This window comes from Pseudomonas sp. GM74 (assembly GCF_000282455.1).
In the GTDB taxonomy this organism is placed as follows: domain Bacteria; phylum Pseudomonadota; class Gammaproteobacteria; order Pseudomonadales; family Pseudomonadaceae; genus Aquipseudomonas.
In genome coordinates, this window is the sequence record NZ_AKJG01000002.1 from 29,519 (window position 1) to 50,763 (window position 21,245).

The following is a 21,245-nucleotide window of genomic DNA, read 5'->3' on the forward strand; positions in this document are numbered from 1 at the left end:
CAATAATTAAACGCCCTCTCCCCACCAAACTCCTTTCCCGGCACTTGGCCAACCACGCGTGCAAAGTCGCCCTGATCTGGCCAATTTCATCGGACAAATTCGACACACCGGCATGGTTTACTTACTTAGCGCCGTAGGAACTTTCTGAATAACACCACCTACCCTCCCACAACTAACAAATCTCATTGACACCAGTTCCCCGTGACTCTTATCTAGTCTCCGAACAACGTCACCCTTCCCGCCAGACTCATTATTTCAATTAAAAGTAATGAATGGTTTTGCTGTTCGATATTTAGTTTTTGATTTCCCAGAAACGGACTTCGTTGCAAGACTTCAAGGAGACTTCATGAAAAGCACCTCGAACAAATCCGGGCTTGCGGCCCCGACCCTGGCGCAATCCAACAAGACCGGCATTAACGTCACTTGCGCGGCGCACCTGCTGATCGATGTGGCGCCCTACCCCGCCATGGACGCAGGAGACCTGATCGAACTGTTCTGGGACAACTGCTACGTGGCCTCCCGCGTGCTGACGGCCAGCGATGTCGGCCGACCGGTGCAGTTGCGGGTGCCTGAGAGTTTTGTCACCAACGGTACCTCGCGCATTCACTACCGGGTCATGCAGATTGGCCGGGGCCCGGCGGTATCGGCCAGTCAACACGTGCAGATCAAACTCGACTGTCCAGGCGGCCAGCCCTCGGCGCTGTGCGGCGATGAAAACCAGTGCCTGGCACCGGTGAGCATTCCCGAGGCGATTCGCCGTCAAGGGGTCAATCCAAGCCAGGTCAAACGCGGTGTTCCCTTGACCATCGAGCCGTACCTGAACATGGCCGTCGACGACGAAATCACCCTGCGCTGGGGCGATGTGCGCATGGATCTGCCACGGCTCAAGTCCACCGATGTAGGTCAGCCGATCCAGGTGTGGATACCGCCGGCCATCATCCTCGAAGCCGGCGAAGATCTGCGGCTGGAAGTGACGTACTGCATTCTCGATCGGGTGGGCAACAACTCCCGTTGGGCACCGGCCCGCACGCTGAAGATCGGTTGCGCCAATCCTTATCTGAAAGTCCCGAAGAAACAGCCCCTCAAGGCTGCTGAACCCCGTAGACGATAAAGAAACGTCTGTGGCGGAATCATCCTTCTATCTATATTCCTAAAAGTTAGTTCATAAATTATTTATACGCGCTTAGGGTATATACACCGGACCACCGGACATCCTTGATTTCATGCGCTGCCACAAGCGGCGCTTCCATAAGATGTGAGGTAGGTATGGTCCGGAACACAATCACCCCAGTGCAGATCGCCAGGGCATTGCGAGCAGCCAAGGAGTGGCACTGATGTCCAGTCTGGCAGATGCAAACGTCCAGAGTGACCTGGACATCGCCCCGCTGTTGTTGCCCGCAAAAGTCCTGCGCAACGATGCTCAAGCCATCAAGGCCGCCCACGAACTGGCGCAAGTCGCCCGCCTGCAAGCAGCCAAGCGTGACCAGTTGCGCAAGCTCCCATGGTCTGAAATCGAACAGTTCACCCGCAGCGGCCTGGGCAGCATTTCCATCCCCCGCGAGTACGGTGGCCCGCAGGTTTCGTTCGTCACCCTGGCCGAGGTCTTCGCAATCATTTCCGCCGCCGACCCGGCGCTTGGGCAGATCCCGCAAAACCAGTTCGGCATTCTTAACCTGATCCTCGGCAGCGCCACCGAAGCGCAGAAAAGACAACTGTTCAAAAGCGTCCTGGATGGCTGGCGCATCGGCAATGCGGGGCCGGAACGCGGCACCAAAAACACCCTGGAACTGAAAGCGCGCATCACCGCTGACGGAGTCCTCAACGGCCAGAAGTTCTATTCCACCGGTGCGCTGTTCGCCCATTGGGTTGCGGTCAAGGCATTGAACGACGACGGCAAACAAGTGCTGGCGTTCATCCGGCGCGGCACGCCGGGATTGCGCATCGTCGATGACTGGTCCGGGTTTGGTCAGCGCACCACCGCCAGCGGCACGATTTTGCTCAACAACGTGCAGGTCGATCCCGAGCTGGTGGTGGATAACTGGCGGATCAACGACACGCCGAACATCCAGGGCGCCGTCTCGCAGCTGATTCAGGCGGCCATCGACGCCGGTATCGCCCGGGGCGCCATCGACGACGCCATCGATTTCGTGAAAACCCGTGCCCGGCCGTGGATCGACGCCAAGGTCGAGCGGGCCAGCGATGACCTTTACGTGATCGCCGATATCGGCAGGTTGAAAATCGAATTGCACGCTGCCGAAGCGCTGCTGCGCAAGGCCGGGCAAGTACTCGATGACGTCAGCGCCGCTCCGCTCACTGCCGAGTCTGCCGCCCGCGCCTCGATTGCCGTGGCCGAAGCCAAGGTGCTGACCACCGAGATTTCGTTGCTGGCCAGCGAAAAGCTGCTCGAACTGGCCGGCAGCCGCGCGACCCTCGCCGAATTCAACCTCGACCGCCACTGGCGCAACGCCCGGGTGCACACACTGCACGATCCGGTGCGCTGGAAGTATCACGCGATCGGTGCCTATCGCCTCAACGGCACGCTGCCTAATCGCCATTCCTGGATCTGACGACCAGACATCTGGAGAAACATATGACAAGTTCTCACCACGTCGCGGTCATCACCAGCGATGAACAAGCCCTGATCGTCGCCAGCGACCTTGCCGAAGACTTCAAACGCGACAGCGCCACACGCGATCACGAGCGCCGCTTGCCACACCCGGAACTGGAAGTGTTTTCCCGCTCGGGCCTGTGGGGCATCAGCGTGCCAAAGGAATTTGGCGGCGCCGGTGTTTCCAACGTCACCCTGGCCAAGGTCATCGCCTTGATTGCCCGGGCCGATGGCTCCCTTGGGCAGATCCCGCAGAACCATTTTTATGCCCTCGAAGTACTGCATGTGAACGGCAGCCACGAGCAGAAGCAACGCCTGTACGCCGAGGTTCTGACCGGCCAGCGCTTCGGCAATGCATTGGCCGAACTCGGCACCAAAACCGCCCACGATCGCATCACCAGCCTGACCCGCGACGCCAGCGGCTATCGCATCAATGGTCGCAAGTTCTACGCCACCGGTGCGATCTATGCCCAGCGCATTCCCACCTCGGTGGTGGATGAAAACGGCGTGCAGCAACTGGCGTTCGTCCCGCGCAACAGCAAGGGCCTCACCGTAATTGACGACTGGAGCGGCTTCGGCCAGCGCACCACCGGCAGCGGTTCGGTGGTGTTCGAAGATGTCTACGTCGCTGCCGAAGATGTCATCCCCTTTCAAAGCGCCTTCGAACGCCCGACCCCGGTCGGCCCGCTGGCGCAGATTCTCCATGCCGCCATCGACACCGGCATCGCCCGCGCCGCGTATGAAGATGCGCTGCACTTCGTGCGCACCAAAACCCGGCCGTGGATCGACGCCACCCACGAAAAAGCCACGGACGATCCACTGACCCTCAAGAGCTTCGGCCACCTGAGCATTCGCCTGCACGCCGCCGAGGCACTGCTGGAGCGGGCCGGTGAATACCTCGACCAGGCCCAGGCCGACGCGAACGCCGAGACCGTCGCGGCCGCGTCGATTGCCGTCGCCGAAGCCCGCGCCCTGAGCACCGAAATCTCCCTGGTCGCCGGCAGCACGCTGTTCGAACTGGCCGGCAGCCAGGCGACCCTGATCGAACACGGCCTCGACCGCCACTGGCGCAACGCCCGGGTGCACACCCTGCACGACCCGGTGCGCTGGAAGTACCACGCCGTCGGCAATTACTACCTAAACGATGAAAACCCGCCACTGCGGGGGACCATCTGAATGGCCAAGAAGAAGATCCTGCTCAACGCGTTCAACATGAACTGCATCGGGCACATCAACCATGGCTTGTGGACGCACCCGCGCGACACGTCCACCCGCTACAACACGATCGAATACTGGACCGAACTGGCGCAACTGCTGGAGCGCGGGTTGTTCGACGGCCTGTTCATCGCCGACATCGTCGGGGTCTACGACGTCTACCAGAACTCGGTGGACGTGCCGCTCAAAGAGTCGATCCAGTTGCCGGTCAACGATCCGCTGCTGCTGGTGTCGGCCATGGCCGCGGTGACGAAAAACCTCGGTTTCGGCCTGACTGCCAACCTCACCTACGAAGCGCCGTATCTGTTCGCCCGCCGCCTGTCGACGCTGGATCACCTGAGCCGTGGGCGAGTCGGCTGGAACATCGTCACCGGCTATCTCGACAGCGCCGCCAAGGCCATGGGCCTGAGCGAACAGGTCGAGCATGACCGTCGTTATGACCAGGCCGACGAGTACCTGGAGGTGCTCTACAAACTCCTGGAAGGCAGTTGGGAAAACGGCGCTGTGCTCAACGATCCACGGCAGCGGATCTACGCGCAACCGGACAAAGTGCACAAGGTCGAGCACAAGGGCGAGTTCTATCAGGTCGAGGGTTATCACCTGTGCGAACCCTCGCCCCAGCGCACACCGGTGCTGTTCCAGGCCGGCAGTTCGGATCGCGGCTTGTTGTTCGCCGGGCGACATGCCGAGTGCGTGTTCATCAGTGGCCAGAACAAACCATCGACCAGGGCCCAGGTGGACAAGGTGCGCGCCAGCGCCGTCGAAGCCGGGCGCAATCCCGAGGACATCAAGGTGTTCATGGGCCTGAACGTGATCGTCGGCGCCACCGAAGAGCTGGCCTGGGCCAAGCACGCCGAGTACCTGAGCTACGCCAGTGCCGAGGCCGGCGTGGCGCACTTTTCGGCGTCCACCGGGATCGATTTTTCCCAATATGAAATCGACGAGCCGATCCAGTACGTGAAGAGCAACGCGATCCAGTCCGCCACCAAGCACCTGCAAAACAACGACTGGACCCGACGCAAACTGCTGGAGCAACACGCCCTCGGCGGGCGTTACATCACCGTGGTCGGCTCACCGCAACAAGTGGCGGATGAACTGGAATCCTGGATCGCCGAAACCGGGCTGGATGGCTTCAACCTGACCCGCATCGTCACGCCGGAAAGCTATGAGGATTTCATCGAACTGGTGATCCCCGAGTTGCAACGGCGGGGGTCGTACAAGACCGCTTATGACAGCGGGACCTTGCGTCAAAAGCTGTTTCGCGAAGGGGCGTTTTTGCCTGAGCAACATACCGGCTCGGCTTACCGCCGCTAAAAGCTTCGCGAGCAAGCCCGCTCCCACAGGGGAATGCATTCCAGATGTGGGAGCGGGCTTGCTCGCGAAGAGGCCCCACCAGACACCAAAAATTCAATGCACTGACTGGATAACCCATCATGAAAAAGCACTACCTCTCTCACCCAGTCAAAGCACTGGCCCTGGCCCTCGGCCTGTTCAGCTCTGCGGTTTTCGCCGCCGACGCGCCGCTGAAAATCGGCACCACCGCTGCCTTCGCCATTCCCCTTGAAGCGGCCGTCGAAGAGGCCTCCAAACAAGGCCTGAAAGTCGAGCTGGTGGAGTTCACCGACTGGATCGCGCCGAACGTCAGCCTCGCCGCCGGCGACATCGACGTGAACTACTTCCAGCACATCCCCTTCCTGGAAAACGCCAAGGCCGCCTCGGGTTTCGACCTGGTGCCGTTCGCGCCGGGGATCATCAACAACGTCGGCCTCTACTCGAAGAAATACAAAAGCTTCGACGAACTGCCGCAAGGCGCCAGCGTGGCCATCGCCAACGACCCGATCAACAGCGGTCGAGGCTTGCAACTGCTGGCCAAGGCCGGACTGATCACCCTCAAGCCCGGCGTCGGCTACAAGGCCACCGAAGAAGACATCATCGCCAACCCGAAGCACATCAAGATCCTCCAGGTCGAAGCCGTGCAACTGGTACGCGCCTATGACGATGCCGATCTGGTGCAGGGCTACCCGGCCTACATTCGCTTGTCGAAAACCTTCGATGCGGGCTCAGCGCTGCTGTTCGACGGCCTCGATCACAAGGAGTACGTGATTCAGTTCGTGATCCAGCCCAAGAGTAAAACCGACCCGCGCCTGATCAAGTTCGTCGACATCTATCAGCACTCACCGGCTGTGCGCGCCGCGCTGGATAAGGCTCACGGCAAGCTCTATCAAGCCGGCTGGGAAAGCTGAACATGACCGCCGCCATCCAACGGCGACTGGAGCTTCCAGAGCCTCAACGCGCTGAACAAACCGAGCTGCATCCCGAGCTCAATCGTGCTCATGTGCGCTTCATCAACCTGGGTAAAACCTACAACGGCCAGCAAGGTCCGGTGGCCGCGTTGCACGGCATCGACCTGGCGATCCAGCGCGGCGAAGTGTTCGGCATCATCGGTCGCAGCGGCGCCGGCAAGTCGTCGTTGATCCGCACCATCAATCGCCTGGAACAGCCGAGCAGTGGTCGTGTACTGATCGATCAAGTGGACATCGGCGAGTTCGACGAAGACCGCCTGGTGGCGCTGCGTCGGCGCATCGGCATGATCTTCCAGCACTTCAACCTGATGTCGGCCAAGACCGTTTGGCAGAACGTCGAGCTACCGCTGAAAGTCGCCGGCGTGCCCAAGGAACAACGGGAGCAGAAGGTCCGTGAACTGCTGGAACTGGTGGGCTTGCAGGCCAAGCACAAGGCTTACCCGGCGCAGTTGTCCGGCGGGCAGAAACAGCGCGTGGGCATCGCCCGGGCGCTGGTGCATGACCCGGAAATTCTGCTGTGCGACGAAGCCACCTCGGCGCTCGACCCAGAAACCACGCAATCGATCCTCGGCCTGCTGCGCGAAATCAATCAGCGCCTGGGCCTGACCATTGTGCTGATCACCCACGAGATGGCGGTGATTCGTGAGATCTGTGATCGCGTGGTCGTGCTCGAACACGGGCGCATCGCCGAGCAAGGGCCGGTGTGGGAAGTGTTCGGCAATCCGCAACATGAGGTCAGCAAGACATTGCTGGCGCCGTTGCAACACGCATTGCCCAAAGAGCTGCAGAGCCGTTTGCAGGCGCAGCCAAAATCCTTGGCCGATGCCGTGGTCCTGCGCCTGCAGTTCACCGGCAGCCAACGCGACGAACCGGATCTGGCGGCACTGTTCAGCGCCCTCGGAGGCCGTGTGCGATTGCTGCAAGGCGGCGTGGAACGAATTCAGGGCCATGCCCTCGGGCAACTGCTGCTGGCAGTGACCGGCTCGACTCTCGGTGCCGAGCAATTGCGTCAACGCGCCGGCCAATGGGCGCAACAGGTGGAGGTGCTGGGCTATGTGGTTTGATCGCTTGCTGCAGGGTTTCATCGACACGTTCCTGATGGTCGGCGTGTCGTCGTTGATCGCGCTGTTGGCGGGCATCCCGCTGGCGGTGATCCTGGTCACCAGCTCCAAGGGCGGCATCTACCAAGCCCCGGCGTTGAACCGCGCACTGGGCGCGTTCGTGAATTTGTTCCGCTCGATTCCGTTTCTGATTTTGATGGTGGCGCTGATTCCGTTCACCCGGCTCATCGTCGGCACCACCTACGGCGTGTGGGCGGCCGTGGTGCCGCTGACCATCGCGGCCACGCCGTTCTTTGCACGCATTGCCGAAGTCAGCTTGCGCGAGGTCGATCATGGATTGATCGAAGCGGCGCAAGCCATGGGCTGCCGGCGCTGGCACATCGTTTGGCATGTGTTGTTGCCTGAGGCGCTGCCGGGGATTGTGGGCGGGTTCACCATCACCTTGGTCACCATGATCAATTCGTCGGCCATGGCCGGAGCGATTGGCGCCGGTGGACTGGGGGACATTGCCTATCGGTATGGGTATCAGCGCTTTGATAGCCAGATCATGTTGACGGTGATTGTGTTGCTGGTGGCGGTGGTGGCTGTGATTCAGTTGGGTGGTGACCGGTTGGCGCGGGGGTTGAACAAACGGTAAGTGAAGATCCCGGCGATATTTCGCACAGGAAAATCAGCGATTCCGAACGCCCGTTCCCTTTCCTTTGCAGGACGTTTCCTAGATCATTTCGCTCGCTTGCGCCTGCCAAATCCGGTGTTTAGTCTCGGTCCGTCACTGCTCATCAGTGATCGGGTTTAGTAGCCCGGAACAATAGGCGCATAGCGATTCCATGCTTATGTCCGGCAAATTTTGCCGCATGCAGAATATGGTGGCTGTGCGTGGGGCACCTTCGGGTGCACCGGTTTTCCTATTGACCGGCCTACTAACCTGCGTACAGCCGCCACCCAATCGTTTAGTGGGCGATAAGTGATGGCTCCCATGCAGCAATAGGAGCAACACCCATGAAAAAATCCGTTCCCGATCCACCTCCCGAAAATCCCGCCAACGAAACCGTCACCGACGATTCACTCAGGGATCGTTCCGCGCTGTACCGCGCCATTGATTTCTATCTCACCGGCAAGCAACCCGCACCAACCGATGAGATGCGCTTCTACAACGTCAGCAAAGACGTGAGTTTTGAAGACACCCAACTCTATGTTGCCGACCTGCTGCGCTGTGCTTCGGTCACGGCGTATCAGTGTGGCGATCAACTCAAGGGCGCCGACCGTGCAATGGTGTACTCGATCTGGCATTTGCTGGAGATTGCCAAGGCGATGGTGGATCACTCCATTGAGTGTTTGGGGATGAAAAAGGGCTAAGTCTGACTTTAATCATCGGTTGTCAGTGCCACCGCCATCGCGAGCAAGCTCGCTCCCACAGTTGACCGTGGATATCTGTGGGAGCGAGCTTGCTCGCGATGGGCTGCGCAGCAGCCCCCGACGCCATGGCGTATATTCGGTGAATCCAAATTGCCTGCGCAGCCGACCATGAAGCAAACACCCGACGACCTCGAACAGATCACCGCCACCACCCTGGGCCATTACAACGCAGTGGCCGAAGACTTCCGTGAAGGCACCCGCGATCACGACGTCAGCCAGAACATTGATGCCCTGTTGCGGCATATTCAGGGCGATGCGCCTTTCGACATTCTCGATTTCGGCTGCGGGCCGGGGCGTGATTTGCAGGCGTTCACCCGTATGGGCCACAAGGCTGTCGGCCTCGACGGTTCGGAAAAATTCGCGCAGATGGCCCGCGAGGACAGCGGGTGCGAGGTGTGGCAGCAGGACTTCCTGAAGCTTGATCTGCCGGCCGAGCGTTTCGACGGGATTTTTGCCAACGCGGTGCTGTTTCATGTTCCGCGTCAGGAATTACCGCGGGTGTTGAAGCAGTTGTGGGGGGCGCTGAAACCGGGTGGAGTGTTGTTCAGTTCCAATCCTCGTGGCGAGAATCAGGAAGGCTGGAACGGGCCGCGTTATGGGTCGTATCACGACCTGGCGGCCTGGCAGCATTTGTTGATCGAGGCGGGGTTTGTGGAGCTGGAGCATTACTACCGGCCGGCCGGGCTGCCGCGGGAGCAACAGCCTTGGTTGGCGAGTGTGTGGCGTAAGGTGTAATGCCGACAAATTTGCAGCGTTTGTTCTGACGCCTTCGCGGGCAAGCCCGCTCCCACAGGAGTACGCGGTCAACTGTGGGAGCGGGCTTGCCCGCGAATAGAGCGCGCAACGCTCGCTTTCAAGCCACCTCTTTCTTCGGCTCGCGAATCTTGTACCAGGCCACATACAGCGCCGGCAAAAACAGCAGCGTCAGCAAGGTGGCGATGACGATCCCGCCGATCATTGCGTAGGCCATCGGCCCCCAGAACACTTCCCGGGCAATCGGGATCATCCCCATGCTCGCCGCCGCAGCGGTCAGCAGGATCGGCCGACGTCGATGTTCGGTGGCCTGTACCACCGCATCCCACGGCGCGTAGCCCTTCTGCTCGTACTCTTCGATCTGGGTCACCAGGATCACCGAGTTACGGATGATGATACCGATCAGCGCCAGAATCCCGAGGATCGCCACGAAGCCCATCGGCGTGCCCGTCGGCACCAGCGCGATCACCACGCCGATCAGCCCCAGCGGCGCGACACTGGCCACCAGGAACAGCTTCTGCACGCTGTGCAGTTGGATCATCAGGAAGGTCGCCATCAGGAACAGCATCAGCGGCACAACCTTGGCAATCGGGCCCTGGGCCTTGCCGCTTTCCTCCACCGTACCACCGGTGGCGACCTTGTAGCCCGCCGGCAGTTTGGCAGCGAAAGCGTCGATGGACGGCTTGAGGATTTTCACCAGGTCCGTCGGCTGGATCTCGTCGCGTATCGCCGCCTTGATGGTGATGGTCGGCAGGCGATCGCGACGCCACACCAGCGGTTGCTCCAGTTCGTAGCGCACAGTGGCAAACGCCAGCAACGGAATCGACGTGCCGCTCGGCGTGACGATTTGCAGGTTCTGCAGGGTTTCCGGCGTACCGCGTTCGGAATCCACCGCGCGACCGACCACGTTGATCAGGTAGATGTCGTCATCGACCTGAGTCACCGTCTGGCCGCTGACGATGCCGTTCATCAGGGCGGCAACGTCTTCGGAGGACAGCCCCAACTGCCGCGCCTTGTCCTGGGCGATGTCGATGCGCAGCACTTTGCCCGGCTCGTTCCAGTCGTAGATGATCTCGCCAATGTGCGGGTTCTTGTCCAGTTCCGTGGCCAGGTCAATGGCATGTCGGCGCACCTGGTCGATGTCCTTGCCGCTGACCCGGTACTGGATCGGACGCCCTACCGGCGGGCCCATTTCCAGTGCCTGGACATAACCGCCGATGCCGACGAAGTCGTTGCGCAAGCGATCGCGAAGCTTCTGCATCATGGCTTCACGGGTATGGCCTTTGCTGACGATCACCAACTGCGCGTAGAACGGGTTTTGCAGTTGCTGGTCCAGTGGCAGGTAGAAACGAATCGCGCCCTGGCCGACGTAGGTGCTCCAGCGCACGATGTCCGGATCGTCCTTGAGCGTGGCCTCAAGGCGATCGACCGCCCGGCGGGTTTCGTCGAGCGAGGCGTTTTGCGGCAGGTTCAGGTCCACCAGGATTTCCGGGCGATCCGAAGACGGGAAGAACTGGTTCTGCACGTAGCGCATGCTGAACACCGCCAGTACAAAGCACAGCACGGTGATGCCGATGGCCCACCAGCGATTGCGCATGCACCACAGCAGCCCGCCGTTGAACGCCTTGCCGATGCGCCCCGGTTCGCCTTCATGGGGTTTCACGTTGGTACTGAGAATGTGCACACCGATCACCGGCGCAAACAACACCGCCACTACCCATGACACCAGCATCGCGCAGGCGATCACCGCAAACAGGGTGTAGGTGTACTCACCGGCGGAGCTGGCGTTCAAGCCGATCGGCACGAAGCCCGCCACCGTCACCAGCGTACCGGTGAGCATCGGGAACGCCGTGGAGGTGTAGGCGAAGGTTGCCGCCTGCTCCTTGGTCTCGCCCATTTCCAGGCGCGTGACCATCATTTCCACGGTGATCATCGCATCGTCCACCAGCAGGCCGAGGGCGATGATCAGTGCACCGAGGGAAATCCGCTGCATGGTGATGCCGCTGTATTCCATGAACACGAACACCATCGCCAGCACCAACGGGATCGAGCACGCCACCACCAGCCCGGCGCGCACGCCAAGGCTGACGAAGCTGACCAGCAGCACGATCACCACCGCCTCGAACAAGGCACTGGTAAAGCCGCCGACGGCCTCTTCCACCACCACGGCCTGGTCGGAGACGTTGTAAATGCCGACACCCACCGGCAGGTCGGCGGTCAACTGGTCCATACGAGCGTGCAAGGCCTTGCCGAATGCCTGGACGTTGCCACCCTTTTGCATGGCAATCGCCAGGCCGATGGCCTGTTTGCCGTTGTAGCGAAATTCCGGCGAGGCCGGATCGACATAGCCGCGGCTGATTTCGGCAATGTCGGCCAGACGATAGTAGCGATCGTTGAGCTTGAGGTTGACCTCGGCCAGGTCTTTCTCCGAAGCGAACTTCCCTGAAGTGCGCACCGAAATCCGCTCCGGCCCGGCCTCGATGACACCCGCCGGGGTCACGGCGTTCTGAGATTGCAGGCTCTGCACCACCTGTCGCTCATCGATGCCCAGCGCTGCGAGTTTGCGTGTGGAGAAGTTCAGGTACAGCACTTCGTCCTGCTGGCCGACCATTTCGATCTTGCCCAGCCCCGGCACGCCACGAATTTCCATGCGCGCCTGTTCCACGTAGTCGCGCAGCTGACGCAGGGTCAGGCCGTCGGCGGTGAAGGCGTAGATCGAGCCGAAGACGTCACCGAATTCGTCGTTGAACGACGGCCCCTGGATGCCTTGCGGAAACTGGTACTTGATGTCGCTGATCTTCTTGCGCACCTGGTACCAGATTTCCGGGATGTCCTTGGCACTGGTGGTGTCGCGCAGGTACACATACACCGTGGACTCACCGGGGCGCGTGTAGCTTTTCACGTAGTCGAGGGAGTCGAGCTCTTCGAGCTTTTTCTCGATCCGGTCGGTGATCTGCTTGAGGGTTTCCTCCTGGGTCGCCCCCGGCCATTTGCTCTGGATCACCATGGTCTTGATGGTGAACGAAGGGTCTTCTTCGCGCCCCAGGTTGAAGTACGAGAACACACCCATCAACAACGCGACGAACATCAGATACCAGATGAACGACTGATGCTTGAGGGCCCATTCCGAGAGGTTGAAAGGCCCTTTCATTGACTGTCCTCGTCGAATTTCACTTTCTGCCCCGGCTTGAGGCTGTTCACACCGGCACTGACCACTCGCTCGCCGTTCTTCACGCCGCCGGCCAGCACCACGGTGCTGTCGGTACGGCTGATCACGGTGATGTCACGGGGAGAGACGGTTTTACTCTGTGCATCGATCACCCAGATCCGTGGCTTGCCATCGACCTCCTGCAGCGCGGTGACAGGCAACTCGATGCGCGGCTTGATCGCCGTGCTCAGGGTGACGCTGATGGCCGTCCCCAGGCGAAAGCCGTCTGGCGTTTCGGCCAGCGTCAGGCGGGCGCGACGGGTGCGTGTGGCGCTTTGAGCCTGAGGTTCGATTTCGCGGATGATGGCGGTGGTGTTGATGCTCGGATCCAGCTGCGCAGCGACCAGAAACACCACATCGCTGGGCAGTTGATCGACCAGGGTATCGGGCAGGTCGATTACCGCTTCCTTGATGTCCGGTTGCGCCAGGGTCACCACTTGCTGACCGGCCGACACCACTTGCCCGGCCTCGGCGCTCCACTGGGTGACCACGGCTTTATGGTCGGCACGCAGCTCGGTGTAACCCAATTGGTCTTTGCTCTGGTTGACGGCTGCGCGAGCCTGATCGAGGGAGGCCTGGGTGGTTTTCAGGTCCGTGTTGGCTGCGTCGAGTTGCGCTTGGGCGCCAACCCCGCGGTCAAACAGGGCTTGCTGGCGCTGGGCAGTGGCCTTGGCGTTGATCAGTTGCGCCTGGATTTTCGCCAGGTCGCCCTGGGCCGAGCGTAATTGGTTCTGTTGATCCGAAGGGTCGAGGGTGGCGAGCAATGTGCCCTTCTGCACTTCGGCGCCGACATCGACGTTACGGCTGGCGATTCGCCCGCCCACGCGGAACCCGGTATCGGTTTCATAGCGCGCCTGGATGCTGCCGGCGAAGCGGCCCAGGTCCTCTTCGTTCAAGGTCTGGACCTTGATCGACAGCACCGGCCGTACCGGCGCCGGCGGCGGTTCGTTTTTGGAACAGGCGCTCAGCACCAGCCCGATGGACAACGCCCATAAAGGCTTCATGGCTTGGCTCCCCACGTCAGATCCTTGTAAGTGTTTTCGGCAATTTCGACGTCCATGTCGGGGTGCAAGAGTTGTCCGCCCGCGATGATGACTTTGTCGCCGTCTTTCAACCCGCCGCTGATGATGACCTTGCCGGTCAGGTAGCGGCCGACAGTGACCGAATGCAACTGGGCCTTGCCCTTGTCATCGACAATCCAGACAGCGGGTTCACTGATGTTTTTGGTCAGCGCCGACCACGGCAACTCAACGACCGACTTGCCCGATCCCCTGGCCGTGGCACTCACCACCGAGCCCAATTGCATGCCGTCGGGCAGACTGTTGAGGCCGACCTTGACCTGCACGGTACCGGATTGCGCCGACACCGCCGGGGTGATTTCGCGCACGGTGCCGGTGGTTTTGATCGCCGGGTTGTCGAGCAGGCTCAGGACAATGGTTTCATCGCTCGGCTTCTCGGCCAGCAGGGATTCATAAACGTTGAACACCGCATCGCGGTCGCCGTCACGGGCCAGGCTGAAGATCGGCATCGTCGCCTGAACCACCTGGCCGACTTCCGCCTGACGCTCGGTAATGATCCCCGGCGCATCGGCGATCAGCGCCGTATAGCTCAATTGATCCCTGGCATTGGCCAACTGCGCCTGGGCGGCGCTCAAGGCGCTCTGGCTGCTGCGCAAGGCTGCCTGGGCCGAGTCGAATTCGCTCTGGCTGGTGTAGCCCTTGGGCAAGAGTTTTTGCTGGCGCACGAACGCCGCTGCGCTCTGCGTCACTCGCGCCTGTTCAGCCAACACTTGTGCCTGGGCCGAGTCGACGTTGCTCTGCAAATCCTTGGGGTCGAGCCGGGCCAGCACTTGCTTGGCTGTCACGCGATCACCGACGTCCACCGAGCGCTGGATGATCTTGCCGCCCACGCGAAAAGACAGCTCTGTCTGTACCCGTGCCTGGATATCACCGGTGAGGGTAACCGGGGCCGCGTAATCCGCTGGCTTGACGACTTGCACGAACACCCGTGGCAAGTATTCCTGCACGGGCTTTTTCTCGTCGCAAGCGGTCAGCAGGGTGACGACACTCAAGGCCATGACTACTTTGAATCCGGGAACCGCCATGCAAACTCCTTGGCCTTTTTTATGGACAACTCGACAGAGAGCTTAGAACAGGATCCAGACCTTGCACGAGCGTCTTATGAAGAAAAAATTCACCCTTCCTTACGTCCAAAACACTTGCGCTAGACACCTGCCCGTACCGGACAATGGGCCTCGCTCGACCCCGCCACAGGAACCCACATGCTCAACACGCTCGCGGTAGCCAATTACCGCTCGATCAACAAACTGGTGATCCCGCTGGGTCAGCTGAATCTGATCACCGGCCCCAATGGCAGCGGCAAATCCAACCTGTACCGTGCGCTGCGTCTGCTGGCGGAAACCGCCCACGGCGGCGTGGTCAATGCCCTGGCCCGTGAAGGTGGCCTGGATTCGACCTTCTGGGCCGGCCCGGAAACCCTCTCCCGGCGCATGCGCACTGGCGAAGTCGCCATCGAGCCCACCGTGCGCCAGGGCGTCAAGCGCCTGCGCCTGGGGTTTGCGGGAGACGATTTCGGCTACTCGATCAGCCTCGGCCTTCCCGATTCCAATGGCCATTTCATGCTGCCCGGGCACAGCTCGCCGATCCCGTCCTATTTCAGCCTCGACCCGCAGATCAAGCGCGAATGCCTGTGGGCCGGGGCGTTCTATCGCCCAGCCAGTCTGCTGGTCGATCGTGACGGCCCGATGATCCGCGCCCGCGCCGATCGCAAGTGGGATGTATTGGCGCAGCACACACCGACGTTCGACAGCCTCTTCGATCAGGTCGGCAGCCTGCGCGGTTCGCCGGAGGTGCTGGAGATGCGCGAGTTCATCCGCCGTTGGCGCTTTTACGATCATTTTCGCAGCGATGCCGACGCTCCGGCGCGTCAACCGCAACTGGGCACTCGCACGCCGGTGCTGCATCACGACGGACGCGACTTGGCGGCGGCCTTGCAGACGATCATCGAAATCGGTGATCCCGACGCCTTGCGGGCGGCGATCAGCGACGCCTTTCCCGGCGCTCGGTTGAATATCGACCCTCTGCCCGGTGGTCGCTTCGCCATCGAGTTCTTTCAGGAAGGTTTGTTGCGGCCGCTGTCAGCCGCCGAGCTGTCGGATGGAACCTTGACCTATTGCTGGTCGCGGCGCTGCTGACGCCACGGCCGCCGACACTGATGGTGCTGAACGAACCGGAAACCAGTCTGCATCCGGATCTGCTGCCGGCGCTGGCACGCTTGATCATCCGTGCCTCGGCGCAGTGCCAGGTGTGGGTGGTGTCCCATGCCCGGCGCTTGATTTCGGCGTTGCAGGAGGACCCGGACTGCAACTGCATCGTGCTGGAGAAAAATCTTGGCCAGACCGGGATCGTGGGCCAGCGCATGCTGGATGAGCCGGCATGGTATTGGCCTGATTGAACGGCGCGTGATTTGCCGGGATGAGGGAAGACGTCTATTTTCCCTTGCGCCGCAGGAAGGATCTTTTTTTCGAAACACAACTCCAAGGACGAACCACTTTTGGCCAGACTCCCGGCCAACACCTCACAAGGACGAGAACATGGCAGACGCACAACCGCCGCAACGGCTGGATCCGCAGGACATCCTGAAATTACTGATGGCGTTGCGCAGGGCCTTGAAGGCCGGGCCGGCCTGAAGGCTTTTGATCTTGTGGCGAGGGAGCTTGCTCCCTCGCCACTGGTAAACCGACACACAAAAAAACGCCGACGCTAAATCAGCCGTCGGCGTTTGAAACCTTGAAGGGGTTTACTTCGCGAATCAGAACGCAGGCAATACCGCGCCGCTGTACTTCTTCTCGATGAATGCTTTGACTTCCGGACTGGTCAGGGCCTTGGCCAGTTTCTGGATGGCAACGCTGTCCTTGTTGTCCGGACGGGCCACCAGGTAGTTCACGTAAGGCGAATCGGCACCTTCAATGATCAGCGCGTCTTTCGCCGGGTTCAGGCCCGCTTCCAGCGCGTAGTTGGTGTTGATCATGTCCAGGTCGACCTGATCCAGCACACGCGGCAACATGGCTGATTCGAGTTCCTTGAACTTGAAGTTGTGCGGGTTCTTGGCAATGTCTTTCGGGGTCGACACGGCGTTTTTCGGGTCTTTCAACTCGATCAGGCCAGCCTTCTGCAGCAGGATCAGGGCACGGCCGCTGTTGCTGCCTTCGTTCGGGATGGCAATGGTCGCGCCGTCTTTCAGTTCAGCCAGGGTTTTGACTTTCTTCGAGTAGCCACCGAAGGGTTCAACGTGAACACCGATCACGGTTTCCAGGTGAGTGCCTTTGCCTTCGTTGAAGCTTTTCAGGTACGGCAGGGTCTGGAAGTAGTTGGCGTCCAGACGCTTCTGGTCGACCTGCACGTTCGGCTGCACGTAGTCGGTGAAGACTTTGATTTCCAGGTCCACGCCTTCTTTGGCCAGGGTTGGCTTGATCAGTTCGAGAATCTCGGCGTGTGGCACCGGGGTCGCGGCAACCACCAGTTTTTCGCCAGCCTGGGCCAGGCCCGTGGTCAGGGCAGCCGCCAGTGCGGTGAACAACAGAACCTTTTTCATGCAGTGTCCTTATCGAAAATCACAGTCGCTTGTGGCGACGGCTTGAATATGAGAGTGCCAGTGAAGTGCTATCGCTGGCGTGAAGCGGACAATACCGGGATTTTTTATTCCCGAACAATAACGTTTATTCAGCTTCATATTCCATTTTGTTCATACAGAGCGTTAAAGCGTCTGCGTCAGGCTTTCCAGCAAGCGCTTGAGTGTCGAACGCTCGCCAGCAGTGCCGTTTTTGCTTGTATAAACAATGTGTTGCTCGATTTTTTCGAGTGAAATCGAGGGCTCCGCCAGGTTCAAATGTTCCGGCAAAATCTCGTCGCCCGTACTCACCAGCAGCGCAAAGTGAATGATGTTTTCCAGCTCCCGGGTATTGCCCGGCCAACTGTGGCGTTCCAGCACAAGCTGCGCCGCTTCGCTGATCAGCGGCACTGGCAAGTCGAGACGCTGGCTGTAGATGCCGAGGAAGTATTCGGCCAGCGACAGGATGTCCCCCGTGCGTTCGCGCAGTGCCGGCAGTTCGAGCTGGCCTTCGCTGAGGTAGTGATAGAGCCGTTCATGGAATTTTCCAGCGGCAACCGCCTGGGCCAGATCGATGCTGGTGGCCGCCACCAGCCGCACATCCACCGGGCTCGGCTGATGGGCACCGACACGGGTGACTTCGTGGTTTTCCAGCGCGGCGAGCAATTTGGTCTGGATCGGCAGCGGCAGGTCGCCGATCTCGTCCAGATACAGCGTGCCGCCGTTGGCCGAACCGAACCAACCGGCGCGGCTGCTCGCCGAGCCGCTGTAGCTGCCCGCCGCATAACCGAATAACTCGGCGTCGGCGTACGTCGGGCTGATAGCGCCGCAATTGACCGACACGAACAACCCGCCGCGATCACTGGCGCGGTGGATATGGCGGGCCAGCAATTCCTTGCCGGTGCCGGTTTCGCCACGGATCAGCACTGACACTGAACGCGTGGCCAGTTGCTCGAGGTCTTCACGTAATTGTCGTGAACGTGGATCGACAAACACCAGCGCCTTGGCGCGGATGCTCAGGGGACTTTTTTCAGCATCGGGAAAGGTCAGCAGTGGCTGGCCGAAGGTTTCAAAGCTCATGGCAGACTCCCGCCCAAAACCGCCGGGAGACGGGGGGCGTTAAACAAGGAAAGTGTTCAAGCGCGGCGCAGGGCGTGGTGTTCCATGCGGTTTTGCAGGCGATAGAGGTAGGCAAAACCCTGCTCCCAGCGCTGGTGACCGGACTTCACGTTGATATGCCCTGCCCCCGCCAGAATCCCCGCCTCGGCGCCCCAGTTACGCGCCAGCTCCAGGGCCCGCGGTGCACTGACGGCGCTGTCGTTGTCGGAGCTGACAACCTGGCTGGGGAATGGCAGCAGATCCGTCGGGATCGGCGCGAAGTTGCGCAGGGCCGGTGCGCATGCAGGGCGCTCGACATCGGCTGGCGCGACGAGCAAGGCGCCACGCACTTGACGCAAAAACTGCACGGGGGCGCTCGCGGCCCAATGGGCGACGGTGATGCATCCCAGGCTGTGGGCAATGAGAATTACCGGCGTGCTGTCGGCGGCAATCGCCTCGGCCAGTGCCGCAACCCAGTCTTCACGACGCGGCGTCAGCCAGTCGGCCTGCTCCACCCGTGCGCTGTTCGGCAGGCTGTTCTGCCAGTGGCTTTGCCAATGATCTTCTGGCGATCCTTGCCAGCCCGGCACAATCAGGTAGCGAATTGATTCGTTGCGCATGGGGGAGCTCTCCTGCTGTGTGTCTGTTCCCGGTCGAGTATAGGGAGATGATTTATATTCGTTAAGGAATAAGAAGCTATTTATTAAGATCTATATCGAATATTAAACATATAACCTGTGGGAGCGAGCTTGCTCGCGATAGGGCCCGGACATTCAACATCGATGTCGATTGATCCACCGCCATCGCGAGCAAGCTCGCTCCCACAGGGAACAGTGTGTTCGCGAAAGTTGAAGCAAAAAAAGGGGCCGCACCCTGCCAAGGAGACGGCCCCGGAAAACGAAAATCTGTTAACGCGCAGTGATCACCGACAGCCTGGTAATCCCTGCCCGTTCAATCGATGCCATGGCCCGCGCCACCTCGCCGTAATTCACACCGTCGTCCGCCTGCAACTGCACGCGCACCTCGGGGTCCTTGGCCTTCGCCGACTTGAGGTTGAACTCCAGCAAGTCCGGCTGTATCTCGTCCTTGTTGATAAACAGTTTGCCGGCACCGTCGATGCTCACCACCAAGGGGTCTTTCTGCTCCACCGGCGCCACCGCCTCGGTCTTGGGCAGGTTGATCGGTATCGCGTTGGTCAGCAGCGGTGCCGTGACGATGAACACCACCAGCAGCACCAGCATCACATCCACCAGCGGCGTCACGTTGATCTCGCTGAGCACCTCATCGGTGTCTTGCGTGGAGAAGGCCATATCAGGACGCCTCCTTCACTTTCTGCGCATTGCCCTGGGCTGCCGCCTTGTGCGCCGTCGGGTGGATCAGCACGCGGAACGAACTCTTCTGCGCCAGGCTGTAGAAGTCGTGGGCGAAGTCATCCAGGTCCGCCGCCGTCAGTTTCAAACGACGCAAAAAATAGTTGTAAACCAGCACCGCCGGCACCGCGACGGCGATCCCCACGCCGGTGGCGACCAGTGCCGCGCCAATCGGTCCGGCGACCGTTTCAAGGCTCGCCGAACCCGCCGCGCTGATGCCTTTCAACGCTTCCATGATTCCCCATACCGTGCCGAACAAACCAATGAACGGCGAGGTGCTGCCAATGCTCGCGAGCACCGCCAACCCGGTTTCCAGCGACCGGCGCTCACGCACGATCTGCTGACGCAAGGCACGCTCCAGACGATCCTGATGGTTGATCGCCTGGCTCAAGTCCGCCGCCTGCGGCGCCTCACCCACCTGGATTGCCGCATAACCGGCCTGTGCAACCCTGGCTGCCGCTCCGGGTCGGGTTTCGCTCAATTCCGCCGCCGAGTCGAGGCTCGAAGCGGCCCAGAACTGCCGGTGAAACTTTCGATCCTGTGCCTTGAGGCGACCGAACTGCAGGCCCTTGAGCAATGCCAGCCCCCAGGTCGCGATGGAAAAAACCACCAGCAGCCAGATCACCGCGCTTTCGATGGATTCAAGTGGAGATGCCAGTAACGTCATGATGTATCCCTCGTGTAAACGTTTCGCGCGAAATTGGTTTCTGTTTAATGAATCTTGAAATCGATGGGCACGCTGACCCAGCCGTCCCGGGCGACATCGCCTTGCTTGGCCGGCACGAAACTCCAGCGCTTCACCGCGTTCAGCGCTGCTTCGTCCAGTGCATCGCGACCGCTGCTTTTCTGGATCTGGATTTCGCCTGGCTTACCGCTGGCCAGCACATGCACGCGCAACAACACCGTGCCCTCCCAGCCGCGACGCTGGGCGAGGGACGGGTATTGCGGCGCCGGGTTTTTCAAGTAGCCAGCAGTGGCCGAGGCCGGTGTCACAGGCGCGGGTGCCGGGGGTGCAGGTGGTGCCGGGGCCGAGACAGGCGCTGCCGGTTGTGGCGGCGCAGGTGGTTGTTCAACGGCTTTTGGCGCCGGTTTCGGTATCGGTTTGGCCACCGGTCTTGGTTTGGGAATCGGCTTCGGTGGAGGTGGCTTCACCGCCAGTTGGTCTTCCACGGGTGCAGGCGGCTCCACCACAGGCTGCACCGGTTGCGGTGGCGGCGGCTCGACCACCGGTGGCGCCGGACGCGAGAACTCGATGGTCATCGGCGGAATCTGCGGTGGCACGATGGGCAGCACGGTGGTCGGTTGCTGATTGACCCAATAGATCACCGCGCCATGCACCAGCAGCGCCAGCACGCCCAGCACGATCGCTTCCCGTCGGCGAAGGACGCCTTTGGGCGCGCGCTGCAAACGTAACTGGCCCAAGGGCACCCGGTGCGGTCGGCCGAGGTCGACCAACTCACCACCGGGTGCCTGGCGCCACAGCACTTCATGTGCACCGGCGGCGGTCTGGACATTGCCCATTATTCAACTCCCTACGGTCTCTTTGCGGATCACCGGAACGTCGTACTGAACATCCCCCGACGA

The 21,245-nt window shown here is 60.8% G+C and carries 18 protein-coding genes and 1 pseudogene; 10 read left to right on the forward strand and 9 right to left on the reverse strand.

The features are described from left to right. The first annotated feature begins 346 nt into the window (after positions 1-346). The 9 genes from PMI34_RS26790 (at position 347) to PMI34_RS26750 (ending at position 9,338) form a co-directional block, all read left to right on the forward strand. The gene (locus PMI34_RS26790; RefSeq protein ID WP_008045367.1) at positions 347-1,111 is read left to right on the forward strand and encodes a hypothetical protein; all 765 of its coding nucleotides are present in this window, start codon (positions 347-349) and stop codon (positions 1,109-1,111) included. 223 nt (positions 1,112-1,334) lie between these two features. Then, a complete protein-coding gene (locus tag PMI34_RS26785; protein ID WP_008045369.1) occupies positions 1,335-2,567 on the forward strand; it encodes an SfnB family sulfur acquisition oxidoreductase in 1,233 nt (410 codons plus the stop codon). Between the two features lie 23 nt (positions 2,568-2,590). Further along, complete coding sequence (locus PMI34_RS26780) at positions 2,591-3,784, forward strand: SfnB family sulfur acquisition oxidoreductase (protein WP_008045371.1); 1,194 nt, start codon at positions 2,591-2,593, stop codon at positions 3,782-3,784. Next, positions 3,785-5,137 carry an LLM class flavin-dependent oxidoreductase gene (locus tag PMI34_RS26775; protein ID WP_008045384.1) on the forward strand — a complete coding sequence of 451 codons (1,353 nt, stop codon included), beginning with the start codon at positions 3,785-3,787 and terminating at the stop codon, positions 5,135-5,137. A 119-nt stretch (positions 5,138-5,256) separates the two neighbouring features. After that, positions 5,257-6,066, forward strand: coding sequence for a MetQ/NlpA family ABC transporter substrate-binding protein (locus PMI34_RS26770; RefSeq protein ID WP_008045386.1), 810 nt, complete (start codon positions 5,257-5,259; stop codon positions 6,064-6,066). A gap of 2 nt (positions 6,067-6,068) precedes the next feature. After that, complete coding sequence (locus tag PMI34_RS26765) at positions 6,069-7,190, forward strand: methionine ABC transporter ATP-binding protein (protein WP_008045387.1); 1,122 nt, start codon at positions 6,069-6,071, stop codon at positions 7,188-7,190. Then, positions 7,180-7,824, forward strand: coding sequence for a methionine ABC transporter permease (locus tag PMI34_RS26760; protein ID WP_008045388.1), 645 nt, complete (start codon positions 7,180-7,182; stop codon positions 7,822-7,824). The genes PMI34_RS26765 and PMI34_RS26760 overlap by 11 nt, the downstream gene beginning before the upstream one ends. A gap of 362 nt (positions 7,825-8,186) precedes the next feature. After that, complete coding sequence (locus PMI34_RS26755) at positions 8,187-8,543, forward strand: DUF6124 family protein (RefSeq protein WP_008045389.1); 357 nt, start codon at positions 8,187-8,189, stop codon at positions 8,541-8,543. Positions 8,544-8,711: 168 nt separating this feature from the next. Further along, positions 8,712-9,338, forward strand: coding sequence for a class I SAM-dependent methyltransferase (locus PMI34_RS26750; RefSeq protein WP_008045390.1), 627 nt, complete (start codon positions 8,712-8,714; stop codon positions 9,336-9,338). Positions 9,339-9,456: 118 nt separating this feature from the next. Here PMI34_RS26750 and PMI34_RS26745 read toward each other — a convergent pair whose 3' ends face one another. The 3 genes from PMI34_RS26745 to PMI34_RS26735 are packed head-to-tail and all read right to left on the reverse strand — an operon-like array spanning position 9,457 to position 14,668. Beyond that, entirely contained in the window at positions 9,457-12,507 is a 3,051-nt protein-coding gene (locus tag PMI34_RS26745; protein ID WP_008045392.1) for an efflux RND transporter permease subunit, read from the reverse strand. Then, positions 12,504-13,568, reverse strand: coding sequence for an efflux RND transporter periplasmic adaptor subunit (locus PMI34_RS26740; protein WP_008045394.1), 1,065 nt, complete (start codon positions 13,566-13,568; stop codon positions 12,504-12,506). The genes PMI34_RS26745 and PMI34_RS26740 overlap by 4 nt, the downstream gene beginning before the upstream one ends. After that, entirely contained in the window at positions 13,565-14,668 is a 1,104-nt protein-coding gene (locus PMI34_RS26735) for an efflux RND transporter periplasmic adaptor subunit (RefSeq protein WP_008045395.1), read from the reverse strand. Before PMI34_RS26735 ends, PMI34_RS26740 begins: the two co-directional genes overlap by 4 nt. Before the next feature lie 177 nt (positions 14,669-14,845). Between PMI34_RS26735 and PMI34_RS0126950 the strand changes: the two are divergent. Continuing rightward, a pseudogene (locus PMI34_RS0126950) lies at positions 14,846-16,038 on the forward strand (AAA family ATPase). 357 nt (positions 16,039-16,395) lie between these two features. Here PMI34_RS0126950 and PMI34_RS26730 read toward each other — a convergent pair. From PMI34_RS26730 to PMI34_RS26705, 6 genes are all read right to left on the reverse strand, one after another. Continuing rightward, positions 16,396-17,178, reverse strand: a complete 783-nt coding sequence (locus PMI34_RS26730) for a MetQ/NlpA family ABC transporter substrate-binding protein (RefSeq protein ID WP_008045406.1) — start codon at positions 17,176-17,178, stop codon at positions 16,396-16,398. 162 nt (positions 17,179-17,340) lie between these two features. After that, positions 17,341-18,273, reverse strand: coding sequence for a sigma 54-interacting transcriptional regulator (locus PMI34_RS26725; RefSeq protein ID WP_008045408.1), 933 nt, complete (start codon positions 18,271-18,273; stop codon positions 17,341-17,343). A 56-nt stretch (positions 18,274-18,329) separates the two neighbouring features. Beyond that, positions 18,330-18,911, reverse strand: coding sequence for an alpha/beta hydrolase (locus PMI34_RS26720; RefSeq protein ID WP_008045411.1), 582 nt, complete (start codon positions 18,909-18,911; stop codon positions 18,330-18,332). Between the two features lie 288 nt (positions 18,912-19,199). Continuing rightward, the gene (locus PMI34_RS26715) at positions 19,200-19,601 is read right to left on the reverse strand and encodes an ExbD/TolR family protein (protein ID WP_008045412.1); all 402 of its coding nucleotides are present in this window, start codon (positions 19,599-19,601) and stop codon (positions 19,200-19,202) included. A 1-nt stretch (position 19,602) separates the two neighbouring features. After that, entirely contained in the window at positions 19,603-20,328 is a 726-nt protein-coding gene (locus tag PMI34_RS26710; RefSeq protein WP_008045414.1) for a MotA/TolQ/ExbB proton channel family protein, read from the reverse strand. A gap of 44 nt (positions 20,329-20,372) precedes the next feature. Then, positions 20,373-21,182: an energy transducer TonB gene (locus tag PMI34_RS26705; protein WP_008045416.1), complete on the reverse strand. Its 810-nt coding sequence runs from the start codon at positions 21,180-21,182 to the stop codon at positions 20,373-20,375. Positions 21,183-21,245: the final 63 nt, after the last annotated feature.